This is a genomic window from Pseudomonas yamanorum (genome assembly GCF_013386765.1).
GTDB lineage: Bacteria > Pseudomonadota > Gammaproteobacteria > Pseudomonadales > Pseudomonadaceae > Aquipseudomonas > Aquipseudomonas yamanorum_A.
The window spans coordinates 13,047-35,983 of sequence record NZ_JACARE010000044.1 but is presented as its reverse complement, the minus strand read 5'-3'; the positions used below and the strand labels follow the sequence as shown (position 1 = coordinate 35,983).

Annotated in this window: 23 protein-coding genes; 6 read left to right on the top strand and 17 right to left on the bottom strand. The window is 58.8% G+C overall.

Annotation, left to right across the window (positions count from 1 at the left end):
* Window positions 1-36: 36 nt before the first annotated feature.
* The 4 genes from glsB to HX875_RS27755 all read right to left on the bottom strand — a co-directional run bounded on the left by glsB (window position 37) and on the right by HX875_RS27755 (window position 4,656).
* Window positions 37-945 (bottom strand): glutaminase B, encoded by a 909-nt coding sequence (glsB, locus tag HX875_RS27770; protein ID WP_177047596.1) that lies wholly within the window; start codon window positions 943-945, stop codon window positions 37-39.
* A 223-nt stretch (window positions 946-1,168) separates the two neighbouring features.
* Window positions 1,169-2,389 (bottom strand): nucleoside permease, encoded by a 1,221-nt coding sequence (locus HX875_RS27765; RefSeq protein WP_177047594.1) that lies wholly within the window; start codon window positions 2,387-2,389, stop codon window positions 1,169-1,171.
* Window positions 2,390-2,431: 42 nt separating this feature from the next.
* Window positions 2,432-3,484, bottom strand: coding sequence for a sugar phosphate isomerase/epimerase family protein (locus HX875_RS27760; RefSeq protein ID WP_177047592.1), 1,053 nt, complete (start codon window positions 3,482-3,484; stop codon window positions 2,432-2,434).
* A 14-nt stretch (window positions 3,485-3,498) separates the two neighbouring features.
* Entirely contained in the window at window positions 3,499-4,656 is a 1,158-nt protein-coding gene (locus HX875_RS27755; protein ID WP_371321504.1) for a Gfo/Idh/MocA family protein, read from the bottom strand.
* A gap of 140 nt (window positions 4,657-4,796) precedes the next feature.
* Between HX875_RS27755 and HX875_RS27750 the strand changes: the two genes are divergently transcribed.
* The gene (locus tag HX875_RS27750; protein WP_177047590.1) at window positions 4,797-5,792 is read left to right on the top strand and encodes a LacI family DNA-binding transcriptional regulator; all 996 of its coding nucleotides are present in this window, start codon (window positions 4,797-4,799) and stop codon (window positions 5,790-5,792) included.
* Here HX875_RS27750 and HX875_RS27745 read toward each other — a convergent pair.
* A complete protein-coding gene (locus HX875_RS27745; protein ID WP_177047587.1) occupies window positions 5,786-6,196 on the bottom strand; it encodes a hypothetical protein in 411 nt (136 codons plus the stop codon). The two genes, HX875_RS27750 and HX875_RS27745, sit on opposite strands and share 7 nt — an antisense overlap.
* Before the next feature lie 108 nt (window positions 6,197-6,304).
* Here HX875_RS27745 and HX875_RS27740 point away from each other — a divergent pair, with 108 nt between their 5' ends.
* The 5 genes from HX875_RS27740 (at window position 6,305) to HX875_RS27720 (ending at window position 11,259) form a co-directional block, all read left to right on the top strand.
* Window positions 6,305-7,156, top strand: coding sequence for an AraC family transcriptional regulator (locus HX875_RS27740; protein WP_177047671.1), 852 nt, complete (start codon window positions 6,305-6,307; stop codon window positions 7,154-7,156).
* A gap of 289 nt (window positions 7,157-7,445) precedes the next feature.
* Window positions 7,446-8,174, top strand: a complete 729-nt coding sequence (locus HX875_RS27735) for a winged helix-turn-helix domain-containing protein (RefSeq protein WP_177047586.1) — start codon at window positions 7,446-7,448, stop codon at window positions 8,172-8,174.
* Window positions 8,167-8,922, top strand: coding sequence for a hypothetical protein (locus HX875_RS32925; protein WP_177047584.1), 756 nt, complete (start codon window positions 8,167-8,169; stop codon window positions 8,920-8,922). Before HX875_RS27735 ends, HX875_RS32925 begins: the two co-directional genes overlap by 8 nt.
* A 32-nt stretch (window positions 8,923-8,954) precedes the next feature.
* On the top strand, window positions 8,955-9,644 hold the full coding sequence (locus tag HX875_RS27725) for a winged helix-turn-helix domain-containing protein (RefSeq protein ID WP_177047582.1): 690 nt from the start codon (window positions 8,955-8,957) through the stop codon (window positions 9,642-9,644).
* Window positions 9,645-9,864: 220 nt separating this feature from the next.
* A complete protein-coding gene (locus tag HX875_RS27720; RefSeq protein WP_177047580.1) occupies window positions 9,865-11,259 on the top strand; it encodes an undecaprenyl-phosphate glucose phosphotransferase in 1,395 nt (464 codons plus the stop codon).
* A 269-nt stretch (window positions 11,260-11,528) separates the two neighbouring features.
* Here HX875_RS27720 and HX875_RS27715 read toward each other — a convergent pair whose 3' ends face one another.
* From HX875_RS27715 to HX875_RS27660, 12 genes are all read right to left on the bottom strand, one after another.
* Window positions 11,529-13,619, bottom strand: a complete 2,091-nt coding sequence (locus tag HX875_RS27715; protein WP_177047571.1) for a YjbH domain-containing protein — start codon at window positions 13,617-13,619, stop codon at window positions 11,529-11,531.
* Complete coding sequence (locus tag HX875_RS27710; RefSeq protein ID WP_177047569.1) at window positions 13,616-14,383, bottom strand: capsule biosynthesis GfcC family protein; 768 nt, start codon at window positions 14,381-14,383, stop codon at window positions 13,616-13,618. Before HX875_RS27710 ends, HX875_RS27715 begins: the two co-directional genes overlap by 4 nt.
* Window positions 14,380-15,039 carry a YjbF family lipoprotein gene (locus HX875_RS27705; RefSeq protein ID WP_371321503.1) on the bottom strand — a complete coding sequence of 220 codons (660 nt, stop codon included), beginning with the start codon at window positions 15,037-15,039 and terminating at the stop codon, window positions 14,380-14,382. Before HX875_RS27705 ends, HX875_RS27710 begins: the two co-directional genes overlap by 4 nt.
* Window positions 15,040-15,053: 14 nt before the next feature.
* The gene (locus HX875_RS27700; RefSeq protein ID WP_177047557.1) at window positions 15,054-16,166 is read right to left on the bottom strand and encodes a polysaccharide export protein; all 1,113 of its coding nucleotides are present in this window, start codon (window positions 16,164-16,166) and stop codon (window positions 15,054-15,056) included.
* A gap of 87 nt (window positions 16,167-16,253) precedes the next feature.
* Complete coding sequence (locus tag HX875_RS27695) at window positions 16,254-16,541, bottom strand: hypothetical protein (RefSeq protein WP_177047555.1); 288 nt, start codon at window positions 16,539-16,541, stop codon at window positions 16,254-16,256.
* A 178-nt stretch (window positions 16,542-16,719) separates the two neighbouring features.
* The gene (locus HX875_RS27690) at window positions 16,720-18,063 is read right to left on the bottom strand and encodes a UDP-glucose dehydrogenase family protein (RefSeq protein WP_177047553.1); all 1,344 of its coding nucleotides are present in this window, start codon (window positions 18,061-18,063) and stop codon (window positions 16,720-16,722) included.
* Window positions 18,064-18,075: 12 nt separating this feature from the next.
* Window positions 18,076-19,503: a mannose-1-phosphate guanylyltransferase/mannose-6-phosphate isomerase gene (locus HX875_RS27685; protein WP_177047551.1), complete on the bottom strand. Its 1,428-nt coding sequence runs from the start codon at window positions 19,501-19,503 to the stop codon at window positions 18,076-18,078.
* 54 nt (window positions 19,504-19,557) lie between these two features.
* The gene (locus HX875_RS27680) at window positions 19,558-20,034 is read right to left on the bottom strand and encodes a glycosyltransferase (RefSeq protein WP_177047549.1); all 477 of its coding nucleotides are present in this window, start codon (window positions 20,032-20,034) and stop codon (window positions 19,558-19,560) included.
* Window positions 20,035-20,490 carry a UDP-N-acetylglucosamine transferase subunit ALG14 gene (locus tag HX875_RS27675; RefSeq protein ID WP_256348190.1) on the bottom strand — a complete coding sequence of 152 codons (456 nt, stop codon included), beginning with the start codon at window positions 20,488-20,490 and terminating at the stop codon, window positions 20,035-20,037. It lies immediately after the preceding gene.
* Window positions 20,491-20,525: 35 nt separating this feature from the next.
* A complete protein-coding gene (locus HX875_RS27670) occupies window positions 20,526-21,488 on the bottom strand; it encodes a glycosyltransferase family 1 protein (RefSeq protein WP_177047667.1) in 963 nt (320 codons plus the stop codon).
* A 53-nt stretch (window positions 21,489-21,541) separates the two neighbouring features.
* Window positions 21,542-22,084, bottom strand: a complete 543-nt coding sequence (locus HX875_RS27665; protein ID WP_177047547.1) for an acyltransferase — start codon at window positions 22,082-22,084, stop codon at window positions 21,542-21,544.
* On the bottom strand, window positions 22,085-22,930 hold the full coding sequence (locus HX875_RS27660) for a polysaccharide lyase (protein WP_256390356.1): 846 nt from the start codon (window positions 22,928-22,930) through the stop codon (window positions 22,085-22,087).
* Between the last annotated feature and the right edge of the window lie 7 nt (window positions 22,931-22,937).

Here is a 22,937-nt window from a genome sequence, read left to right as displayed (position 1 = left end):
AATGATTGCTCCCACACGCGTGGGAGCAATCAAGCCCTAGAACACCGACCACCCAATCCGCTCACTCAACAACTCCAATGCCTTCATCCCCGCCAACGAATTCCCCGCCGCATTCAACTCCGGCGACCACACGCACACCGTAAACTGCCCCGGCACCACCGCGAGAATCCCGCCGCCGACCCCGCTCTTGCCCGGCAAGCCGACGCGATACGCAAAATTCCCCGCCTCGTCATACAGCCCGCTGGTGGCCATGATCGAGTTCACCTGCTTGGTCTGGCGCGCCGTCAGAATCTGCTCGCCACTGTGGGTGCAAACCCCTTCATTCGCCAGGAAGCAAAACGCCTTGGCCAGGTCCAGGCAGCTCATCTGCAACGCGCAGTAGTTGAAGTAGCTGTGCAGCACCGCGTCCACATCGTTGTGGAAGTTGCCAAACGACTTCATCAGGTACGCCATCGCAGCATTACGCGCACCGTGCTGGGCTTCGGATTCGGCCACAACGCTGTTGACCAGGATCTGCGGGTTGCCCGACAGCCGTCGCACGAAGTCGCGCATGGACAGGATAGGCACGGCAAAGCGCGACTGGTTGATGTCGCAGATCACCAGCGCGCCGGCATTGATAAACGGGTTGCGTGGCCGCCCGCGCTCGAACTCCAGTTGCACCATGGAGTTGAACGGCTGCCCCGACGGTTCGTGGCCCAGGCGCTCCCAGATGCTTTCGCCGCCATGGTCGATGGCCTGCACCAGGCTGAACACCTTGGAGATGCTCTGCACGGAGAACAAGGTGTGGGCATCGCCCGCGCAGTAGGACGAGCCGTCGTTGCCATACACGGCAATGCCCAGTTGCTGGGCCGGCACGTCGGCAAGCGCGGGGATGTAGTCGGCGACCTTGCCGAGGCCGATCAGTGGACGGACTTCGTCGAGGATCGACTCCAACAGGGACTGCATGTTTTGTTCGGGCATGGTTTGGAAAATAATGATTGGCGGGCGCGGAGGATACCTGAAACGCCGGGACTTACGGGTGTGTTCAATCTCGCTGACAGCGCAAAAAAAGGGCCTTCAGGCGTTCCAACAAGCAAAGAAAATCAATGTGGGAGCTGGCTTGCCTGCGATGCAGACACCTCGATGTATCAGTTGCACCGAGGTGATGCTATCGCAGGCAAACCAGCTCCTACCTTTGACCCGCCACCCGCTCCCGCCCCTTGAACGCCACCGAAAAACAAAAAAAGATCAGCAACGCAAAACCCGCCGGAAACAGCCAGATGCTGCGCCAGTCATGGCTGCCACCGGCCGCCGCGTAGTGGTCGGTCACCTGCCCTGCCACCCAGAACCCAATCAACATGCCCACACCATACGTGGCCAGGGTAATCAGCCCCTGGGCCGAACTCCTGAAGCGCTCCGGTGCCTTGGCGTCGGTGTAGATCTGCCCCGAGACAAAGAAGAAGTCGTAGCAGATGCCATGCAGCGCGATCCCGGTAAACAGCATGAACGCCAGCTCACCGTTGTTGCCATAGGCGAACAGTGCATAGCGCAGCGCCCAGGCCAGCATGCCCACCAACAACGCGATCTTGATACCGAAGCGCTGGATGAACAGCGGCAACAGCAGCATGAACAACACCTCGGACACTTGCCCGATGGCCATTTTTGCCGTGGGGTTGGTCACGCCGATTTCCGCGAGAAACGGGTTGGCGTTCTGGTAGTAAAACGCCAGGGGAATGCAGATCAGGATCGAGGCGATGAAGAACACCAGGTAGCTGCGATCCTTGAGCAAGCCCAGCGCATCCAGCCCCAGCAGTTGCTTGATACCACCACTGCCCGCCTCGGCCTTCAACGGCGCGGTACGCGGCAAGGTGAAGCTGTAGAAACCCAGCACCAATGATGCGATGGCAGACATCAGGAAGGTGTTGCGCAACGCGCCGGTGGTGATCGACTGCTGGGAATCCCAGGCGAACACAAAGCTGATCACCAACCCCGCGACGATCCAGCCCAGGGTGCCCCACACGCGGATGCGCGAGAACTCCTGGGCCGGGTCGCTCATTTGCCGGAAGGCCACCGAGTTCACCAGGGCCAGGGTCGGCATGTAGATGACCATGTACGCCAGTACGTAGGGATAAAAGCCGACAAAGTCCGGCGCGCGGTACAGCTGGTAAAGCAGCACCGCGCCGATCAGGTGCAGCACCGCCAGGATGCGCTCGGCGTTGAAGTAGCGGTCGGCGATCAGGCCGATGATAAACGGGGCGATAATCGCGCCCCACGACTGGGTGGAAAACGCCATGCCGATTTGCCCGCCATTGGCCCCCAGGTTGCTGGCGAGGAAGGTGCCGAGGGTGACGAACCAGCCGCCCCAGATAAAGAATTGCAGGAACATCATGACGCTCAGTCGCGCTTTCATTGTGGTCACCGTTTTATTGTTATTTTGGGTCAGAAGCGGTGTTCAGGCGTCGGGCAGGCCCAGCAGCCGTCGGTTGGATTGCTCGTCGGATGTCACACCGGCAAAGTCGTCAAACGCTTTGGTGGTCTTGCGGATCATGTGCTGCCGGATGAACGCCGCCCCTTCTGCCGCGCCTTGCTGTGCATCCTTCAGGCAGCATTCCCACTCCAGCACGGCCCAGCCCTTGAAGTCATATTGGGTGAGCTTGCTGAAGATCGATTTGAAGTCGATCTGGCCGTCGCCCAATGAGCGGAAACGCCCGGGGCGGTCAACCCATCCCTGATAGCCGCCATAGACACCGGAGCGCGCATCGGGGCGAAACTCGGCATCCTTGACGTGGAACATGCGAATGCGCGCGTGGTAGCGGTCGATGAAGCCCAGGTAGTCCATTTGCTGCAGCAGCAGGTGGCTGGGGTCGTAGAGGATGTTGGCCCGGGGATGGTGGTCGACGGCCTCGAGGAAGCGCTCGAAAGAGGCGCCGTCGTGCAGGTCTTCACCGGGGTGGATTTCGTAGCACAGGTCGACACCGGCGGCTTCGAAGCAATCGAGGATCGGCAGCCAGCGCTTGGCCAACTCGGCGAAGCCCTGTTCCACCAGGCCGCCGGGACGCTGTGGCCACGGGTAGATGTAGGGCCAGAGCAGCGCGCCGGAGAACGTCGCGTGGGCTGTCAAACCGAGGCGTTGGCTGGCGCGGGCGGCGAGTTTCAGTTGGTCGATGGCCCACTCGGTGCGCGCCAGGGGTTGGCCCCGCAGGTGGGCGGGGGCGAAGTCGTCGAACAGCGTGTCGAATGCCGGATGCACGGCCACCAGCTGGCCTTGCAGGTGGGTCGACAGCTCGCTGATTTCGACGCCGGCGTGGGCGCAGGTCGCCTTGAGTTCGTCGCAGTAGGCCTGGCTTTCTGCGGCGCGGGCCAGGTCGATATAGCGGGTACCGAGTGTGGGCAACTGGATCGCCTTGTAGCCCTGGGACGCTGCCCATTGGGCGATGTTGGCGAGGGTGTCGAAAGGCGCTTCGTCCGAGATGAACTGGGCGAGAAAAATACCGGGGCCGCGCATGTCTGTGATCTCCTTCATAGGTGGCTGGCCAGGGTCGTCCACTTCGCGTCACCGCGATGGTTGGCGATCACGGCTTCGATAAAGGCCATGCCGCGTACGCCGACTTCGATGCCGGGCACGCCGACAGCTTCGGTGCCTTGGCGAATGGCACTGGCGAAGTCGCGGTAGAGGTTGGCCATGGCTTCGAGATAACCCTCGGGATGCCCGGCGGGCAGGCGCATACGTTGCACCGCCGCATCGCACAGCCAAGGCTGGCCGGTGCCGGAGCGCAGGATGCGCAGGGGTTGATCGAGGGAACGGTGGATCAGGCTGGCGGGTTCTTCCTGGCGCCATTCCAGGCCGCCTTTGTCGCCATAGAGGCGGATCTTCAGCGGGTTCTCTTCACCGGCACACACTTGGCTGGCGATCAGCACGCCGCTGGCGCCGGCCGCCATCTTGAACAGCATCGCGGCATCGTCGTCCAGTTGGCGGCCAGGTACGTGGATGCCCAGGCTGGCGCAGAGCTGTTCGATTGGTTGGTCGGCGATGAATTCGGCAAGGGAAAAGGCGTGGGTGCCGATGTCGCCGATGCAGCCGCCCACTCCCGACAGCTCGGGACGGCTGCGCCAGTCCGCCTGTTTGTTGCCCTGCCCGGCCACGTCCTGGCTGAGCCAGCCCTGGGGGTACTCGACGATCACCTTGCGCAGGGTGCCGATGACGCCGCTGCGCACCATGTCGCGTGCTTGCCACACCATCGGGTAGCCCAGGTAGGTGTGTGCCAGCCCGTAGAGTCCGGGGCTGGTGCTGACGACCTCTGCCAGCGCCTGCACTTGAGCAAGGTTGAGGGCGGCAGGTTTTTCGCTGAACACATGAAAGCCCGCCTGCAACGCCTGGGTCGCAATGGGCGCATGCAGGTGATTGGGGGTAACGATCACCAGCAACTGCATGCGCTGGTCGGCCGGGAGCGCCTGCTCGGCGGCCAGCATCTGCTGCCAGTCGCTGTAGCAGCGGGCCGCGGGCAAGCCCAGGGCGTTGCCGGTATTGCGGTTGTTCTCGGGCTGGCGGCTGAAGGCTCCGCACACCAGCTCATAACCGCCATCCAGGCCCGCCGCCTGGCGGTGAGCCTGGCCAATGAAGGCGCCCTCGCCGCCGCCCACAAAGCCCATTCTTATTTTTTGCACCACTGCCGTCATCGCAAGTCTTCTCTTTTGGGGCGTTTACCGATCATGATGTAACCGGTTACATCGTGCCGGAAATTTAGGCCCAGTTGCACGCGGTGTCAAACCCCGGCTGCGGTAAACTTGGCGGCTGTTGCTCTGATAACGAGGTGGTCTTGTCCAATATTCGTGAAGTCGCCCGCTTGGCCGGGGTCTCGGTGGCCACCGTGTCCAGGACCCTGGCCAGCCCCGAACGTGTGCTGCCCGAGACCCGCGACAAGGTCAACGCCGCCGTGGAACAGACCGGCTACCGGCCGAACCGCATGGCGGTGCAATTCCGTTCGCGGCGCACCGGCAACCTGGTGATCCTGGTGCCGGCGATTGCCAACACGTTTTTCGCCCGGGTCATCAGCGGTGCACAGCAAGCGGCGCAAGCGGCGGGTTACCGGTTGCTGTTATGCGACACCCGGGGCCAGGCAGAAATCGAAAAGCAGTTCGCCGAATTGGTCCACGCCCATCAGGCCGATGGGGTGATTCAGTTGCGCGCATCCGACCCGTTCAGTGATTGCACCGACTCGCCGCCGCTGGTGAATGCCTGCGAGGTGATCCAGCACGGCCGCCACCCCACCATCAGCCTCGACAACCGTGGCGCGGCCATCGCCATGACCCAGCACTTGATCGACCTCGGCCACCGCCGCATCGGCTTGATCAAGGGCCCCAAAAGCAGCCCGCTGACCCAGGACCGCGTGGCCGGTTATGAAGACGCCTTGCACGCCGCGGGCATCCCGCGCGACCCGGCACTTATCTGCCACGGCGACTTCACGTTGCACGCCGGTTTCGAGGGCGCAGGCATCATGCTAGCCCTGCCCGAACGCCCCACGGCGTTGTTCTGCGAAAACGACGAAATGGCCATCGGTGCCTTGAAGCGCATCAAGCAACAGGGCCTGCGCGTGCCCGAGGATATTTCCCTGGTGGGCTTTGATGACATCCCCTTCGCCGCCTACTGCGACCCGCCGCTGACCACCATCGCCCAGCCTGCCGAAACCTTTGGCCGCAAGGCGGTGGAGATGCTCATCGCATTGATCGAGAAAACGTCGCTGCCGGAACGCCAGGTGGTGTTGCCGTTCGAACTCACCTTGCGCGACAGCACGGCAGCGCCCAAGACTCAGTAGTGCGCCACATCCGACACCTGGGTATCCAGCACGTCCCGCGCCAAGGCCCAGGCCTGATCCCTGGACTCCACCACCAGCAGCGGGTAGCCCCACGCCTTGCCAAACATCACGGCAAACGGCTTGAGCGCCAGGCGCTTGGCTGCGCTGGGCTCCACCTGAATCATGCCTTTGACGAAAGCCCGCAGGGCCGGCTTGTGCTTCTTCATCCAGATCGAGGCCTGTTTGCGTTCTTCGTGGGAGTGCTCGTGTGTGCTTTCGTCCACGGCTTTTTCGTGCAGCAGGACGAAGGGCTCCTCACGCTGCAACAAGGCCTCGAACGCGGCAAAGGTATCGGGCGGTGGCGTGTCGCTTGGGGCGTCAAACACGATTTTCACCACGGGGAATGTTGAACTGTCGAGTTGCATGGGAAGCTCCTTTAACGAGAATGGTTCTCATAATAGCCAAGCCGCCACTGGACGCCATTGCACAGAATGGCCAGAATGTTTCGCATTCCAGCCAAGGCTCTCGCCGCCATGTACAACCATCGCCTCGAAACCCGTGACCCGCTGCGCCCGGCCCTTGCCGATGCGATCCCCCGCGCCGTGGTAGCGGTGAGCGCCTCGAGTACCTCCGCCAGCTGGGAGCACGCACCCCACCAGCACCGCAAGGGTCAGTTGATGTACACGTTGCGCGGGGTGATCCATTGCGTCATTGAAGAAGGCATCTGGATCGTGCCACCCCAGTGTGCGTTGTGGATTCCCGGTGGCCTGTCCCACGCCGCACGCGGGTCGGGAGCCGCGGATGTCTACTGCCTGCTGGTCGATCCCGACGCTGCCAGCGCCCTGCCCCGGCAATGCTGCACGCTCGCCGTATCAGCGCTGTTACACGAATTGATCAGCAAGGCCGTCAGCTTCCCGCCGCTGTATGACACGGATGGCGCCCAGGGACGGCTGGTGGCGACGCTGCTGGACGAACTGGCACTGGCACCGGTCGAGGCCCTGCACCTGCCCATGCCCCGGGACATCCGGCTCAGGCGCCTGGCCGACAGTTTGCTGGCCAACCCCAGCGACAAGGCCACCCTGGGTGAATGGGCCGTGCGCATCGGCATGAGCGAACGCAGCATGACGCGGCTGTTGCTGGAGGAGCTCGGCCTGAGTTTCGGCCGCTGGCGCCGGCAGCTGCATGTGATCCTGTCACTGCAGCGCCTGGCCAAAGGTGAAAGTGTGCAAACGGTCGCGCTGGACCTGGGCTATGAGAACGCCAGCGGCTTTATCACCATGTTCCGCAAGGCTATCGGCAAACCACCGGCGCGCTACCTCGCAGACCGTGCAGGCATATCCGAGCGCACAACGCCCGCTATCGCCCTGCTGGATTATTATAAATAGTCGAATTTTAAGCATTTAGAGCTTAAGGACTAGAAGGGTTAAATCATTCCGGCCAGAAAAATCAAGCCGGCCTAAAATACTTATCGCACACTAAAAATTTGCACTAGCATATGAGAACTCCCGCCCAGAAATCCGCTTTCAATACCCACCCGAAAACCGCCTTACCCCCCGTAAATAAAGTGCCGAATGTTAAAATTTGTCACGTTTTGGCGTATTCAATTCGATTAACATCTAAACGCCTGCAGCGATTGAATTGACGGCCTCGCATGCCGGAAAAGGGAGCAACGTGATGCATTTTTCCAACGTCCTCGCTATTGCACGGACCCCATCGAAATCCGAGGACTTCAGCGAGCTTATAGTTCGTACTGTACCGAAAAATCTAAAAGTCGATACACGCTCCTACGGCCAACTAATTGGTCCCTATGAAAGCCATGGACATTACCGTGCCATCATCATAGAGATCGACACCCCCTCTGCCAGCACTCAAACGCTGGACATCATTAAAAAAACCAGATCCGAAAACCCCGGCAGCACGATTTTCCTGGTTGTCACCTTTGCCACCACACTAAGCAAAACCAAATATTATCTCGCAGGCGCCGACTACTGCATAAAGGTCGTCGAGAGCTCGCCCGAGAAAAAACTTGCGCTCTTCGCCGCGTTCCTCAGCGAGACATACTGGCTAAGTAATACTGATTTGCTACTCGATCAGGACCGCATGTGCATCTACGGCGGCGGCAAAAAGCTTGAAGTGTCTTTCGTCGAAATGAAGGTACTCGAAGCCCTCATTCATAATCGCCTGCTCAGTCACGATGAAATTGCCGTGGTGATGGGACTTAACGCCAGATTTTATGACTCGCGCGCGCTGGAAAAATCGATTAGCCGCTTGCGTGGCAAAATAAAATCACACTACGGAAGTAATATTATTCAAAGCATTCGGGGTTACGGCTACAAACTAAGCAGAGGGCTGGCTTCGGTTAACCATATCCACCCCGTCAAGGAGCGGCCGAACCGTGAATAGCGGAACTCAATTACTTGCGGAGTCATTCGACTTCAGGTTTTCGCGGCAAGCGATACTTGAACGAAATTGTACGTTATGGGGCAGCGAGATCAGGGTTCATGCCGAGCAGGCGCTTGAGAGCCTGCCTGATGATGTGTATCCCTTTTATTCCAAAAAGCTAAAAGACGCTTACAGCGAAGCTCTGCAATACACAAAGCCCAACTCATTTGCCCGAGAAGGAAAACGTTTGCGTGTGGATAAAGGCCCGGGGCCGCACAAGTTTCTCCGGATAGAGCAATCCTTATTGATGAATGAAGACCTGCTCAAGGAAATCATCAACACCTCCAACGCACTGGAAAAACACAAACAACAACTTATTGTCAGCATTGAAAATACACTGGATACTCTCGCGGGTCCGGCAGAACGCAGAAACATGATCCGCCAACTCTATAACCTGAAAGACCGTAGCGACGTAAAACTTGCCTATAACAATTACACATTGCATACAAAAAACACCGACCTGCTGATCGACTTGAGTCTTTATGACTATATAAAAATGCCTTTTCCAGACTCGGCCCTCCGGCTCAGTCTGAATACGCGCTCAGGCCTGTTCGACCGGCTTTACGACCAGATGCTGGGACTAATCAGCACCACCCGGGTCTCGTTCATCGCCGACAACGTCGAGTATGCCGACAGCGCGCTTCTCGCCAGACGCTTGCCATTTGACTATTTTCAGGGCCCCTACTTCTCCCCTGCTGATAGTTTATGAACCCCCGTACTTTCCTGGAATCGGTGAATGCCATGAGTTCTCTCAAGAAACACACATTTACATCCACGTACCCGTCCATCGCGCTACATGATTTCACGCCCAACGTGGCATTTTTACATTACGACGTTGACAGCGGCCCGCTGGTCGAAACCGCGGAAAAAGCATCGGATGCCTCGGCCAGTTCCTATGCGGTGACCAGTGAACAGAACTTCAATCTATGGCTAAGCAATTATGTCGCCGCCAAAAGACTTTATGAGGCCAACAACCGACTAACCCGACACCTTCAAGACACCGCAAAAAACCCGAAAATCAGCGTACTGAAGTCAGAACCTGAGCGCCATGAGCTTAATAACACTACAGCGGAAATGGTTAATACAACGTCCGCCTTGCGCGCCCCGGATGTCTGGTTACTTACCCACCAAGACCGGGCATTGGTAAAAGGCGGATTGCGAATTTCCCTGACCACTATTGAGTCGGCCCTGATCAAAAAGATGCTGAATCATGAAGAACGTGTGGTGAGCAAAGAGGAGCTGATCCGCAACATCGGGCGCGAACCCGATATCTATCGAGGGCTCGAAATGTGCCTTAGCCGGCTCCAGGACAAGTTCAAGCGGGTGAACGATGGCGAACGCCTGTTCCGGGCGGTACGTAACCGCGGTTATTGCCTCACACAAAAAATAAAAAGCCCATTGAGCAACCGCAACAACGTCGCCGAACAATAATTATTTCATAAAAATTACAATTCACCCTGCCTATTAAAATCCCTTTCTATCTGCCATTTTATAACAACATGCCCGCGTTATAAGTCGTCAGCCATTGCTCCCTGCCATTCATTACTATCAATACGCACGCCTACGCGTGCGCCTGCCATTTGATAGTCATTAAAACCACGCCTCGCTTTAACCTGCCAGCACGTGAGTGGATACCACAGGGAGCAGAAGTATGCTTAACAACAGAAGAATGCATCGTAACCTTACACCCAAGGGCCTCACCTTTTGGGGGCAGTGGGCTATTGCTGTGAGTATGGTCGTTGTACTTTTGTTTTCACTGGCACTGTTCAAGACCGGACAACTGGAATCCCACTACCGGATATTGGCTGCCATTACAATACTGGCATCTATCCCGGCCTACATGTTATGTGATGTCTATAGCAAAAAAGATGACTTTTTTGTTGGGCTGGGACGGTTATTCACCGGTTGGTTATTGACCTTGGGCATATTGTTGGCCGTGGGCATGGCCTGTAATGCCAGTTCGCTGTTTCCGCTGGAGATCCTGCTACTCTGGGCTGCCGTCAGCTATCCAATACTAGCACTTTGCTACATTCCGATTCACAGTCTGTCCAGGTATTACCATCGACAACTTCACGAACGCCAGAAATCACTGATTATTGGTACCGGGAAACTTGCAACGGACTTGGCCAACACACTTTCCAGGCAAAAACGCTCGCCCTTGGTCGGCCTCGTAGGTCCAGACACAGCGTCGCCACAGAACAGCACTCAACCGCAGATTCTCGGCGACTTGCCCGACCTTCCCACGCTGATCAGGCAACACGGTATTCGCCGGCTGTACATCACTCACTCGCTCCAGGAAGCGACTCATATCGAGGAGCTGTACGTCAACCTGCTGGAGATCAGCGTGGACGTGATCTGGGTGCCCGACCTCAACAACATGCTCCTGCTCAATCACAGCGTGGCCGAAGTGGATGGCTTGCCCGCGATCTTCCTCAACGAGAGCCCGCTCACCAGTCGCCCGACGGCAGCACTCAGCAAATCGCTGCTGGACAAGAGCCTGGCACTGTTGGCGATTGTGCTGCTCAGCCCATTGCTGCTGCTGTTCGCCTTGCTGATCAAGCTCACCTCCCCCGGCCCGGTGATTTTCAAGCAGGACCGGCACGGCTGGAATGGCGAAGTGATCAAGGTCTGGAAGTTCCGCTCGATGCGCGTGCATGACGACCGCGAGGTGCGCCAGGCCAGCCGCAACGACTCACGCATTACCCCGGTGGGGCGCTTTATCCGCCGCACCTCCATTGATGAGCTGCCGCAGCTGTTCAACGTGCTGCAAGGGCATATGGCGCTGGTGGGCCCACGCCCCCATGCCGTGGCCCACAACGACTACTACTCGGGCAAGATTCGCGCATACATGGCGCGGCATCGCATCAAGCCCGGCATCACCGGCCTGGCCCAGGTCAACGGCTGCCGTGGCGAAACCGAGACCCTGGAGAAGATGCAAAAACGTGTCGATATCGACCTGAGCTATATCAACAACTGGTCGCTGTGGCTCGACATCAAGATCCTCTTCAAAACGCCGTTTACACTGCTCTCCAAAGACATTTACTGATCCCTCCCTACCCCGCACCGCCACACCGGCGGCGCGGGGCACCAGGCGCCCTGCGGGGCGTTTGTCGTTCCTCCCCGCCACAACCCCCGCCATGCGCAACGATACCGCCCACAGCAGCGCCTGGGCATCCAGGCCCACGCCATTCGCATAGAAATCACAGAGGGAAAGTCAGGGGAGTATTGCCCGCCGGCATTGCACCTGGCGTTGTGTGGCTGCAAGTCCTTGCGCTGCCCGGCGCATTCAGCACCGGGCAGCGGATAACCTTGGCGTCACTCAGTGATCTTGTCGAAGTTGTTGTAGAACAGTTCGCTGTCACGCCCGTCGGTCATGGTCTGCAGCGAGTAGGCACGGTTCAGGCGAGCCCCGCCGTCACGGGTCAAAGGTGCCCATACGACATTCGCCCGACGCATCGTCGAGGTGCTCATCAACTCGTCGAACGGCACCGAAATATAGATGCCCTTGTCGAAGCTGCCCTCGCCGTATTCTTCCTTCGAGGCAGTGGTCAGCGTCACCCAGCCACCAAATTTCACACCGTTCTTGAACTGCCGGGAGATGTCGACGGTGGTGCCCCAGTCCCGTGCCAGATAACGCCCCACGCTGACTGCCGCAAGGGTGTCAAAGGGCAGCTCGGTATAGCTGGTGACATGGCCGGTGATGGTCTGGTAATCCCGCAGGCCGAAGCCCTGGTTGAAATCGCGCTGGCGCACGAAGTTCAGGTCTGCGCCCACCGACCAGTGCTTGCCCGTAGGCCGGAACAACACTTCACCGCCCACCCCGGCGTACATCGACTCCAGGTAACCGCCGTAGACCATGCCATACAGGTCGCGGTCCAGGCGCTGCGCATGGTTGACCTGGAAGTTCGGCATCGTCACATCCGACGTCGTCATGTATTGGCGCAGGTCGGTACGCACCCGTGGCAACCCGCTTGGCGCGTCGTAGGTGAACTTGTCGTAGTTGTTCAGCAGGTTGGCACTGAGCAAGCCGCTCCACCAGGTGTTGCGGGTAAAACGGTACTCCGCGTCGGCGTCGGCGGTGAACTGGTAGAGCAACCCGTCGGGGCCGCCGATGTTCTGTTTGTAACCCAGGCCCAGGCCGTAGCTGAACGGCGCAGGCTTGGCGGTGTAGAGCGTGGTTTCCCGATGGGCGATCGCCGGATTGACCTCGGTGGCACGGTGCAGATCCGTCAGCGGTTGCTCGTTGTTCACTACCGCACGGAAGGTGTCACGGGGCACGCTGGTTTCTTCGATAGGCATGTCATAACGCTTGTTCACCAGGGTGAACCAGTCGACGTCCTGATTGGCGCTGTTGTCGAGAATGCGGCTGGCACGCCCCACGGCCTTGGCGGAATAAAAGTAGCGTTGCTGCTCGCCATACACCATCAATTCCGAACCGCGCTGGGCAATGCGCTCTACCTTGTAGCCGGCATTCTGCTGCAGTCGGTCCGCGACATTGGCCCAGTTGACCTGGTCGGCCGGGGTGGTGGGCATGCGTGCCGGCAACGGTTCGGCGGGTGGGTCGTAGGTCTTGACCGGCGCCTTGCGGCTGACAAAGTTGGTGTGCAGGGTGATGCCGAACATCGCGGTGTTGCCGCGCTCCCAGGCCGCACTCAAATCGACGCTGTCGGCCAGCTTGTAGACCACGCCGATGTTGACCGGCGAGTCCTGCTTGATCGGGTTGTCCAACGGCTCGTGCTTGTAGTCATTGCCCTCGTATTCAAGCTTCAGGCTCAAAGGCTCCCAGGGCGTTTGATAGGCAATCCCGCCAAACAGCGAAGGACGTCCCCTGAAGTAGGCATTGGAGTTCACGTCCCCTGCCCTGGCGACCACCGCCGTGCTCTTGGGCCGGTCGTTGAACTTGCTGCCGAACACCGACAGCGGGTTGCTGAAATCCCCTCGGTTACCCAGGTAGCCCCAGGCCAGGCCGAGGCTGAAATCCAGGTTGCCATAGCGCTTGTTAGCGACGAAGTATTCGCTGGAAAACAGCCCGGTACCGCCGATGTCCCTGGCGCCGAACGCCACTTGGGGCGCCCAGTGGCTTTCTTCCCAGAGGCGGGCCTTGAAGTCGATGGCTTTGTCTTTGAAGCTCTGGCTTCCGCTCAACGCCTCGGCACCGTAACGGCGGTTGCTGATGGCGGTGTAGCGAAACGAACCCTCCAGCCAATCGAACGGCTGCAATGAAAAGCTGTAGCGTGAGTAGGGATCGGTGCGGTTGGCGTTGGCGCTCAACTCGCCCGCCGGGGCCATGCGTGCAGTGGGGGTTTGTAGCAGGCCCACGCCGCCAAAGTCGTTTTGGGTGTAACGGGGTTCACCGTGAACCAGTCCGCAGGGCAAGAGCAATACAGCAGCAAAACGTAAATTCAAGGGTTCACCTCAGCCAACGGTTGGGTGGCGAAAAACTCGGCCAGTTGTTGGTTGAGATCGGGGGTCGGCGTCTCAAGGTCATCGCTGCGGATCGGCACCAGAATCCGGCTACCGGGTGCAGCCACAATGCCGTCCTCCCGATTCCATGCCGCCACGCCCACGCGGCGCACCTGGCCGTCGGGCTGGATCAGCCACAGGTCATCACGCTCGGCGTCATCGAGGACGGTGCAGCCGCGGACATACTCCCGGACTTCGCGCATCGCCTGGTACGGCACATCACAGGGCTGCGCGACCGCCCCGAGCACTTCCACGGTGGACGGTCTCGCGGGGTAAACCAGCTGGTCGCCATCATCCAGCAAGGCGTTGCGGGCAAACCCGGCCTCCACGGCGATCGGGTCCAGCACCGTCACCTGGCGGCCGGTGACGGGCAACTGCTCCACCTGCTGGTACAGGCGCGCACTCAAGTCCGCCCGCGAGTGCCGGTCATCCAGCAAGGCGCCCCGTTGCAGCAGTTTCAGGTCGAACAGCACACCCGCCTTCAACCGTGCCTGCTTGTCCATCAACGACTGGTGCAGCCAGGCGGCGCCCAACCAGTAACTTTCGGCGTTGGGTTGAGCCAGGCGAATAACGTCCAGCAAACGCGCCCCCGGCTTGACCTCGAAGGCGCCGGGGCTGCGCACATCACCACTGACCGTGACCGCCGCCTGGCCAACGCCTGGGCCAACCAACAACAGGCCAAGGCATAAAAGCTCGGAACACTTCACCGGGCAGCCTCCCTGTCAGGGCGCAACTGCACGATCTTCAGGGTCAACCGGGGCGTCAAATGCTGCTCGCTGCGCAGGATGAAACCATCCTGCGGGTCGACCCAATAATGGTTGGTAGCGTGGAAATTCAAGGTGGGAACATCCACCTGCTCGTCGATGCGCAGCAAGGCGTAATCCTTGTCCAGAATGCGAAGGGTCTCGATGTCGTGGGGGCTGAAACGGCTGTTGACGGCGACGCCGATCCGGTTGCCGTCATACAGGTCGATCCAGCGCGTGCTGGTATAGCCGTCGGGCAAATGCTGAAGGCCGCGCTTGAACGGCGACTCGCCACTGAAGCGGGTGCCGTCCAGGGAAAAACCCAGCCCGACAGTGCGTACCACCAGGCCGTCGCGCATCATCACCACCTGCTTGCCGGAGGCGACCCAGAACTTCAGGTCGCCACGGCGGCGGGCCATGGCCATCACCCCTTCGCTGACGGCCGTGGTGACCAGAATCTGCGGATACGGCACCGCATCGACCTGGGCCTGGGTGACATTGATCGGCTCAGGGCCGGTGACGGAGGTTTCGAGGGTGTACCAGGACGCCCTCATCAACGGGTTACACCCGCACAACAAGAGCGCCATCGACAGACCGGCACAGGTAGGCAAAATTTTCACGACAGGATGGCGCCTTATCTGCTGTTGACTTCGCTGAGGTCATTGGCCGATCGGGCACCCAGCCCAATGGCAGTGGCGGTAGGCAGCAGTTGGCTGATCAGGCGGTTCCAGCGCGTCACGCCGGCCGGCCCGACGTACACGATGTCTTGGGGCTGCAAGTCGAATCGGGTGGCGAGCACCAGCGCCGAAGGTGACTGGGCATCGAGCTGGAACACCTTGGCCGGCTCGGCTTCCAGGTTGTCCACGCCGCGAATCACGTACACCGCATTGCCATTGGAGGTGGTCTGGTTCAAGCCCCCTGCCGTGCCCAGCGCATCGGTCAGGTTGATCGATTTGCCCTTGAAGCTCAGTGCCCGGGGCTGGTTGACTTCGCCCATGAGATAGACGCGTTTCTGGTCGTTATAGGGCAAGTACAACCGGTCGCCGCCCTTGAGGTAGATGCCCTGCAGTTGCGAGCCCTGGCGATTGAGGCTGTCCAGGTCCAACCGGTATTCACGGCCGTCCCGGGTGAGTGTCAGGCCCGACAGGTCGGCATTGGTCGGGTCGACACCGGCAGCACCGATAGCCTCCACGGCGCTCAAGGGCGTGGTGGTGATCGGCTGTTGGCCGGCCTTGATCACCGCACCGGTGACGACGACGGTCTGGCTGGCAAAACGCAACACGCTGACGTCGACCTGAGGGCTTTCAATAAACTGCGCCAGGCGCCCGGCGATAAAGGCGCGCAACTCCTCGATGGTTTTACCGGCCACCGGAACATTGCCGATATACGGATAAAACAGTGTGCCGTCCGGACGCACCAGGCGCCCGTTGGCGTCGAGCTGCTGTTGCGGCCCCGAGGGCGCCGTCAACTCGGGATGGTCCCAGACCGTGATGAACAACAGGTCATTGGCGCCGACGCGATAACCGCCCGGCACATAAGACAACAACTCCGCGGGCACCGACTCACGAACGTGAGTGGCGGCATCCATGGCAATCAATTTGGGGGTGATGGGAATCAACTCCACCCGGGTACTTTCGGGAGAACCCTCACTGGACATTTGACGCGTGTCCATGTGTTGACCAGGCGAAAACATACAGCCGTGCAAGCTGATACTTGCCAGCAAAAGAACAGGTAACCTACGAATCATAATGGCACTACGCTAGTCGAGGGCGAGTCTAAAAAAGATCACCCAGAAACTTCCGGGTGATCTTTTAACAACACAAGTTGCGGGTGATTAGTTGGTACCGGTGGTACCACCTGTACCGGTTGTGCCGCCAGTGCCGGAAGTACCGCCATTGGAACTGCCGCCCGAGTTGGACGCAGCAGCGGCAGCGCCGACAACTGCGGTGCCGACCCCGACGGTTTCACCGAGCGTCACGCCGCCCACCAGCGGAGTGCTCAACGACAGTGACTCGCCGCCTGTACTGGCCGCCTCGCTCACCGCAGCGCCGGCGACTTCACCCGCCGCCAGTGCCGCCGTACTTGTGAAAGCCAGCACGCCGGCCAACAGTAATGTCCTCATATCAGACTCCTTCTCGATATTTACCCCTTATACAACTTTGCAATAAGGGAGTAGTGATGGAACGGAGATAAAGAGGCCATGAAAACTGCACGACAATAGAGTGAACCGCGCAATTAGCCTCCTCGGAATCATCTCACTTGTGGATACTGCAAACCACCAATGTTAATAATCGTCAGTATCAGATGACTGGCCGTACGGATAACCCGCGACCAATACCGTAATACTCGAATCCATTGGCTTTCATGCGCTGCGGATCAAATATATTGCGGCCATCAAAGATCACCGGCGTACTCAGTTTTTCTTTGATGAAGTCCAGGTCCGGGGCCTTGAACTCGCGCCACTCCGTCACAATCACCAACGCATCGGCGCCCTGGAGCGCGGCTTCCTTGGTGCCCATCAGCAGCAGGTCTTCGTTCATGCCGTAGATGCGCTGGGTTTCGGCCATCGCTTCCGGGTCGAAGGCTTGAATCCGCGCGCCTACGCTGCGCAATTGTTCGATCAATACGCGGCTGGAGGCTTCGCGCATGTCATCGGTATTGGGTTTGAAGGCCAGGCCCCAGATCGCAAAGGTCTTGCCCTCCAGTTGCCCGCCGAAGTGATGGTGGATATGCCCGAACAGGTGCTGCTTCTGGCGCTTGTTGACTTCCTCGACGGCTGACAACAGCGAGGCGTGGTAGCCGATGGACGATGCAGTGCGCTCCAGGGCCTGCACGTCTTTCGGGAAACACGAGCCGCCGTAGCCGCAGCCGGGGTAGATAAAGTCGTAGCCGATCCGTGGGTCAGAACCGATGCCTTTACGCACCGCCTCAATATCTGCGCCCAGTCGTTCGGCGAAGTTGGCCATTTCATTCATGAAGGAAATCTTGGTGGCCAGCAGGCAGTTGGCGGCGTACTTGGTCAGCTCGGCACTGCGGATGTCCATCGTGATGATTTTTTCGTGGTTGCGGTTGAACGGTTCATACAGTTCCCGCATGCGCTCCACGGCGTAGTTGCTGTCGCTGCCGATGATGATTCGGTCGGGGCGCGTGCAGTCCGCTACCGCTGAACCTTCCTTCAGGAACTCGGGGTTGGAAATGACGTGGAACTCCACCTCAAGCCCACGGGACTTCAGTACCTCATCAACTTTCGCGCGGACTTTATCGGCTGTCCCTACCGGCACGGTCGACTTGTTAACGATGATCTTCGGCTCGGTCATGTTCTGTGCGATGGTCGCCGCCACGGAGAGCACATACTTGATGTCGGCGCTGCCGTCGTCATCCGGCGGCGTGCCCACGGCGATGAATTGCACCTCGCCATGGCGCACGCCCTGGGCGGCATCGGTGGTGAAATGCAGGCGGCCGGCGTCATGGTTCTTCTGCACGAGGGCACTCAAGCCCGGCTCGAAGATCGGAATAATCCCGCTCTTGAGGTTCTCGACCTTGGTGGCGTCGATGTCCACGCAACACACTTCATGCCCCGCGTCAGCCAGCACTGCCGCCTGCACCAGGCCCACATAGCCGATTCCAAATACAGTTACATTCATTTCAATATTCCTTTAAACAAGCTCGAGGCGGCCATAGCGGTCTTCAAAGCGGATGATGTCGTCTTCGCCGAGGTAGGAGCCCGATTGAACTTCAATCAGCTCCAGCGGGATGCGTCCCGGGTTTTCGAGAGAGTGCACAACGCCAATGGGGATGTAGGTGGACTGGTTCTCGGTGAGCAGCACCTGCTTGTCGCCGATCTGCACATTCGCGGTGCCGGACACCACGATCCAGTGCTCGGCACGATGGTGGTGAAGCTGCACGGAAAGCTTGTGCCCCGGCTTCACCGTGATGCGCTTCACCTGGTACCGATAACCCTGGTCCACCGAGTCGTACTTGCCCCACGGCCGATAGACTTCGCGATGACTCGCGCTTTCGATCCGGTGGTTTTTAGTCAGCTCGGTGACGATTTTCTTCACGTCCTGGGCATGCTCCTTGGTGGTCACCAGGATCGCGTCGGCGGTCTCGACCACCACCACGTCACTGATGCCCGCCACGGTGACCAGCCGGTGGCTGGCGTGCACATAACTGTTGGTGACGTCTTGCAGCAAGACGTCGCCCTTGGTGCAGTTCTGGTTGGCATCCTTGGCGCCCGCCTCCCACACCGAGTCCCAGGCCCCTAGGTCGCTCCACGGGGAGTTGAGGATGACCACCGAGGCGATAGCGGTTTTTTCCATCACCGCATAATCAATCGACACGTTGGGCGCGTTCACAAAATCCACCTGGCTGAGCCGGGTGAAATCCTGGTCATGGGCCGCATTGGACAGGGACAACTCGGCGGCCACCATGATCTCCGGGCTCAGGCGCTCCAACTCCGCTTTCATCACCGAGGCGCGGAACATGAACATGCCGCTGTTCCAGAAGTAGTTGCCCTGGGCCAGGTAGCCTTGGGCGGTCGCCAGGTCAGGCTTTTCGACAAAGGCCTCGACATGCGCCGCGCCGTCGACCGCCGCCGCTTGAGTGCGGATATAGCCGTAGCCGGTTTCCGGTTTGGTGGGCACCACCCCGAAGGTGACGATCTTGCCTTTGTTGACCTCCGCCTTGGCCGACGTCAGGGCTGCGTTGAAGGCGTCGGTATCGCCGATGACATGGTCTGCCGCCAGCACCAGCAGGATCGGATCATCCCCGTCCGCCAGCGCCGAGAGCGTCGCGGCCGCAATGGCCGGGGCGGTATTGCGGGCAGTGGGTTCCAGGAGGATTTTCTGCGGGATCAAATCCAGCGAACGACTTTGTTCGGCCACGATGAACCGGTGTTCTTCGTTACACACAATGATCGCAGGGCTGACGCTCTCGCCCTCGATGGACAAGTTCTTGATTCGCTCCAAAGTAGCCTGAAACAAACTCAAGTCACCGTGCAGGGCAATAAACTGCTTGGGTTTAAGTGCCCTGGAAAGCGGCCACAGGCGCGTGCCTGAGCCGCCAGACAATATAACTGGGATCATAGCGATTACTCGATGATTAAAGGCAATAAGAGCTTATTGACAAGCAATCAGGACTTAAGAGGTAAATGACTTTACATAACTGATCAAACGATTTCTCTCAGTAAAGTCCAACGAACTTTCTGCACTGCTGTAGTTGAGCGCCGAATCAATCGCCGAAAAGAACCCATCTTTATCATGGGCGATAAATACAGACGGCAGGTCTGAAAAGTTCTCGGCGGTATCGAACTGGTGATTATTGATATGTTCACCCCGTCGGCTGTCGCGCGGAACGATAACGATGGGTTTGCCCAGTTCAAGGGAGCGAATGATATTGCCCATGCCCGCATGGGAAACGATCACCTTTGAGGCATTGAAGTTCTTGGAAAACAGCGGCTCGGCAATGGTCTTGTAGGCGGTAATACGGCCCAGGTCATTTTCGTTATTGCCCACCTGCGCCACAATCGGGACCTGGGGATTGGCATGGCTCCATTCATTCAGGTAGCCGAGCATTCTTTCAAACGGTGCTTGAGTGCCAACGCTGCAAAATATCATTTATACGATCCTCCCTTTGTATTGGGCCCGACTGTTTTGTGACAGCGAGGGCCACTGGGTGAGCAACTCGTCGACAAAGTAAACCGCGATTCTTCCGGACAAAGAGAGTTTCTTGGGGTTGGCGATGCTGTCGATCCACAGGGTCTTTTTGCCCATGAGTTTCCCCGCGATCAAACCCAGCAAACCCGGAGCGGCGCCCGTGGAGATCACGTATTTGGCTTTGCTGCGGTAGACGATCGCAAAGATCTGGCAAAAGCCCTTGATGATCTTCAAGGGTTCACTGCGGTTAAAGTCCGGAACTTGCGCAAACTTATGCAATGGGTACTGCGAGCCAATACTGACATCGACGGTGGCAATCGTAACTTTTTGACCCTCGAAGGCAGGCAGCAACTTGCTCATTTGCACCCAGTGTCCACCTCCAGAACAAATCAATAAAACATCACTTGATTGACTCATGACGGTTCCCTTCCTGTCAGAATTAATAGACATCATTAAATAGCAGCGGCAGTTCTTAACAATTGCGCCTGCCCTTCCCAGCGGGTAATTCGCTTGGCTTTGAGCAAGGCTGACTTTTCTTTATAAGTGTCTTGATTGGCGATGAGCTGCGAAACACCGGCCTTGATGGACAGCGGGTCCAGCGTCTCCACAAACACCGCCGCCTCGGAAAACAACGAGCGCAGCACCGTGGTGTTCGAAAGGGCCATGGGCCGCCCGGCGCTGACCGCTTCGTTGGCCACGCTCAACTGCACGTTGTCGCGGGTGGTGAGGCCGAGCACCACATTCGCGTTGCACAGCAACTGCTCGAAAGTCGCTTTGCTGAGGAAGCCGGTCAGCTTGATGTTCCCGGGCAGCGAGGCCACGAGCTCCTCGCAAAGCTTGCCCTGATGCTTGCCGGTGATGAGGAAGTCGACCGCCGGCATTTCCCGGGCGGCGTTGATCACGATCTCGATCGGTTCATCGATATCAAAGGAGCAAGGGAACAGCACATACGGCCTCTCGCGCTCACTGGCGGGGGCCGCCGGAAAGTCGCACGGCAGGTCTTCCAGGATAAAGATGTTCGCGTCCTTGACCCCCAGGCCCGTCAACTCTTCCTTGACCTTGAAGTTATGTACGACCACCGCATCAATCCGGTTCAGCAGCGACACGGTTCCCGGAAAACCGATCCATTGTTTACGCAACAGGCTGTTGTGGGCGTCGGCAATAATCTTCAGGCGCCGGTTGAATACATACTTGTAGGCCAGTGCTATATGCAAGACCGGGCTCGGCGGCAGCTGCACCCAAAGCACTTCAGGCGAGCCGACCAACAGCGTCTTGAGGGTTTTAAAAGACTTGATCAAATAGTCCAGTGGCCGGGCCGCTTTCTTCTTGAACCGGTTGGGCAGATGCAGAATGTCATACGCCCAATATTGCTTCATGGTATCGGCGCGTCGTTGATAGCCGATCCATGCAATCATTAATGATTTCACTTAAGAATCCTGCATAAATAAGGGTGGGCACACGGGGTGCTTTACAAGGCAAACCAGACAGGAAAGTCGGCGCGGTACAGAATGTTTTTATTTCGCGAGCGAATAGGTTTGGCCGGGTTGCCGCCCACGATCGAATAGGCTTCAACGTTGCGCGTCACCACACTGCCTGGATAAACCACCGCGCCTTCGCCGATGGTGACGCCGGGCATCACCATCACATTGGGGAAGATCCAGGCGTTGTCTTCAATCACCACCGGCTTGCCCACCAGGCAACTCATCGGGTCATCAATATCGTGGCCCAGGGTATAAATCCGGGTGTTATGGGAAATATTGACGTTGTCGCCGATGCGGATGCCCGCACGGTTATCCAGGTAGCAGTCGTAATTGATCGTGCAGTTTTTGCCGATCGAGCAGTTGCCGAACGAGAACAACACCACCTTGCGGTGAACCGTGGTATTGGCGCCCACCCGGCACCCGGTTGCCCGCAGCAGAAAACGCCGCAGGTTGAAAAACAGCGCCAGGCTGAGCAGCGTGTTGAACAGGGCCAAGGCGGCCTTCTTGATATTCAGTTTCAGGTTCTTCATCTAGTCGCCCTGCCCTGATGTATCCGTCACGCGCTGGGAACTCATCACAAAATTGCGGAAGCGGATATTGGTACTCACCGGTGTGGCGAACGAGGGGTTATTGCCGCCGAAGAACGTCGAAAACAGCAGGCCATCAATGGTGATGTCCGGGGTGTCCCTGAACGTCAGCCCGGTTTCGGTGTGCACCAGTTTTTTGTCGTACCAGATGGAAATCACCCCATCGGCCCTACCCGGCGTATTCAACTTCACGAGTTGCTCAAGGGTGTGCCATTGCCCGACGGTAAAGATCCACGTACCCAGGCCTACGGCGGTGCCCCAGGTTTTACTGGTGGGCAGGTAGGCATAAATGGCCCCGGCGCCCTTTTCTTTCCAGATGTAGCGCGTGGAAAAACCGTCATGGCCGTTGGGTATCTTCCCGCCCGTATTGCCGGTGCCCCCGTAGAGGCCCGGCAGCTTCCCGCCTTTTACGAAGTTGAAATTCTTGTCGAACTTCAACTCGTAGGTCAGCACCAGGCATTCCCGGCCCGGCTGCGGGAGCGGCGACTTGAATTCAATGCCCCCGTAAGGCAAACCCAGGCGCACCATCGAGCCCGGGTCGTAGGAACCGGCCGGAAAGTGCACGGCGATGTCCTTGATCTTCTGGCTGTAGGCCTTGTTCGTCAGATTGGCGCTGCCCTTTATGCTGCGCTGCGCCTGGGGCCCGTCGATCATCTGCGAAACATCCGGCAGTGACGGGTAGATGTTCTTGATGGGTTGCTCGCAACGGTCGTTCAGCTCCGATGCGCCGCTGGCAGCCATCTGCAGAGCGCACGCCAAGGTGAGTAGCGTCGAGGTTGTCTTGTTCACGTCGGTT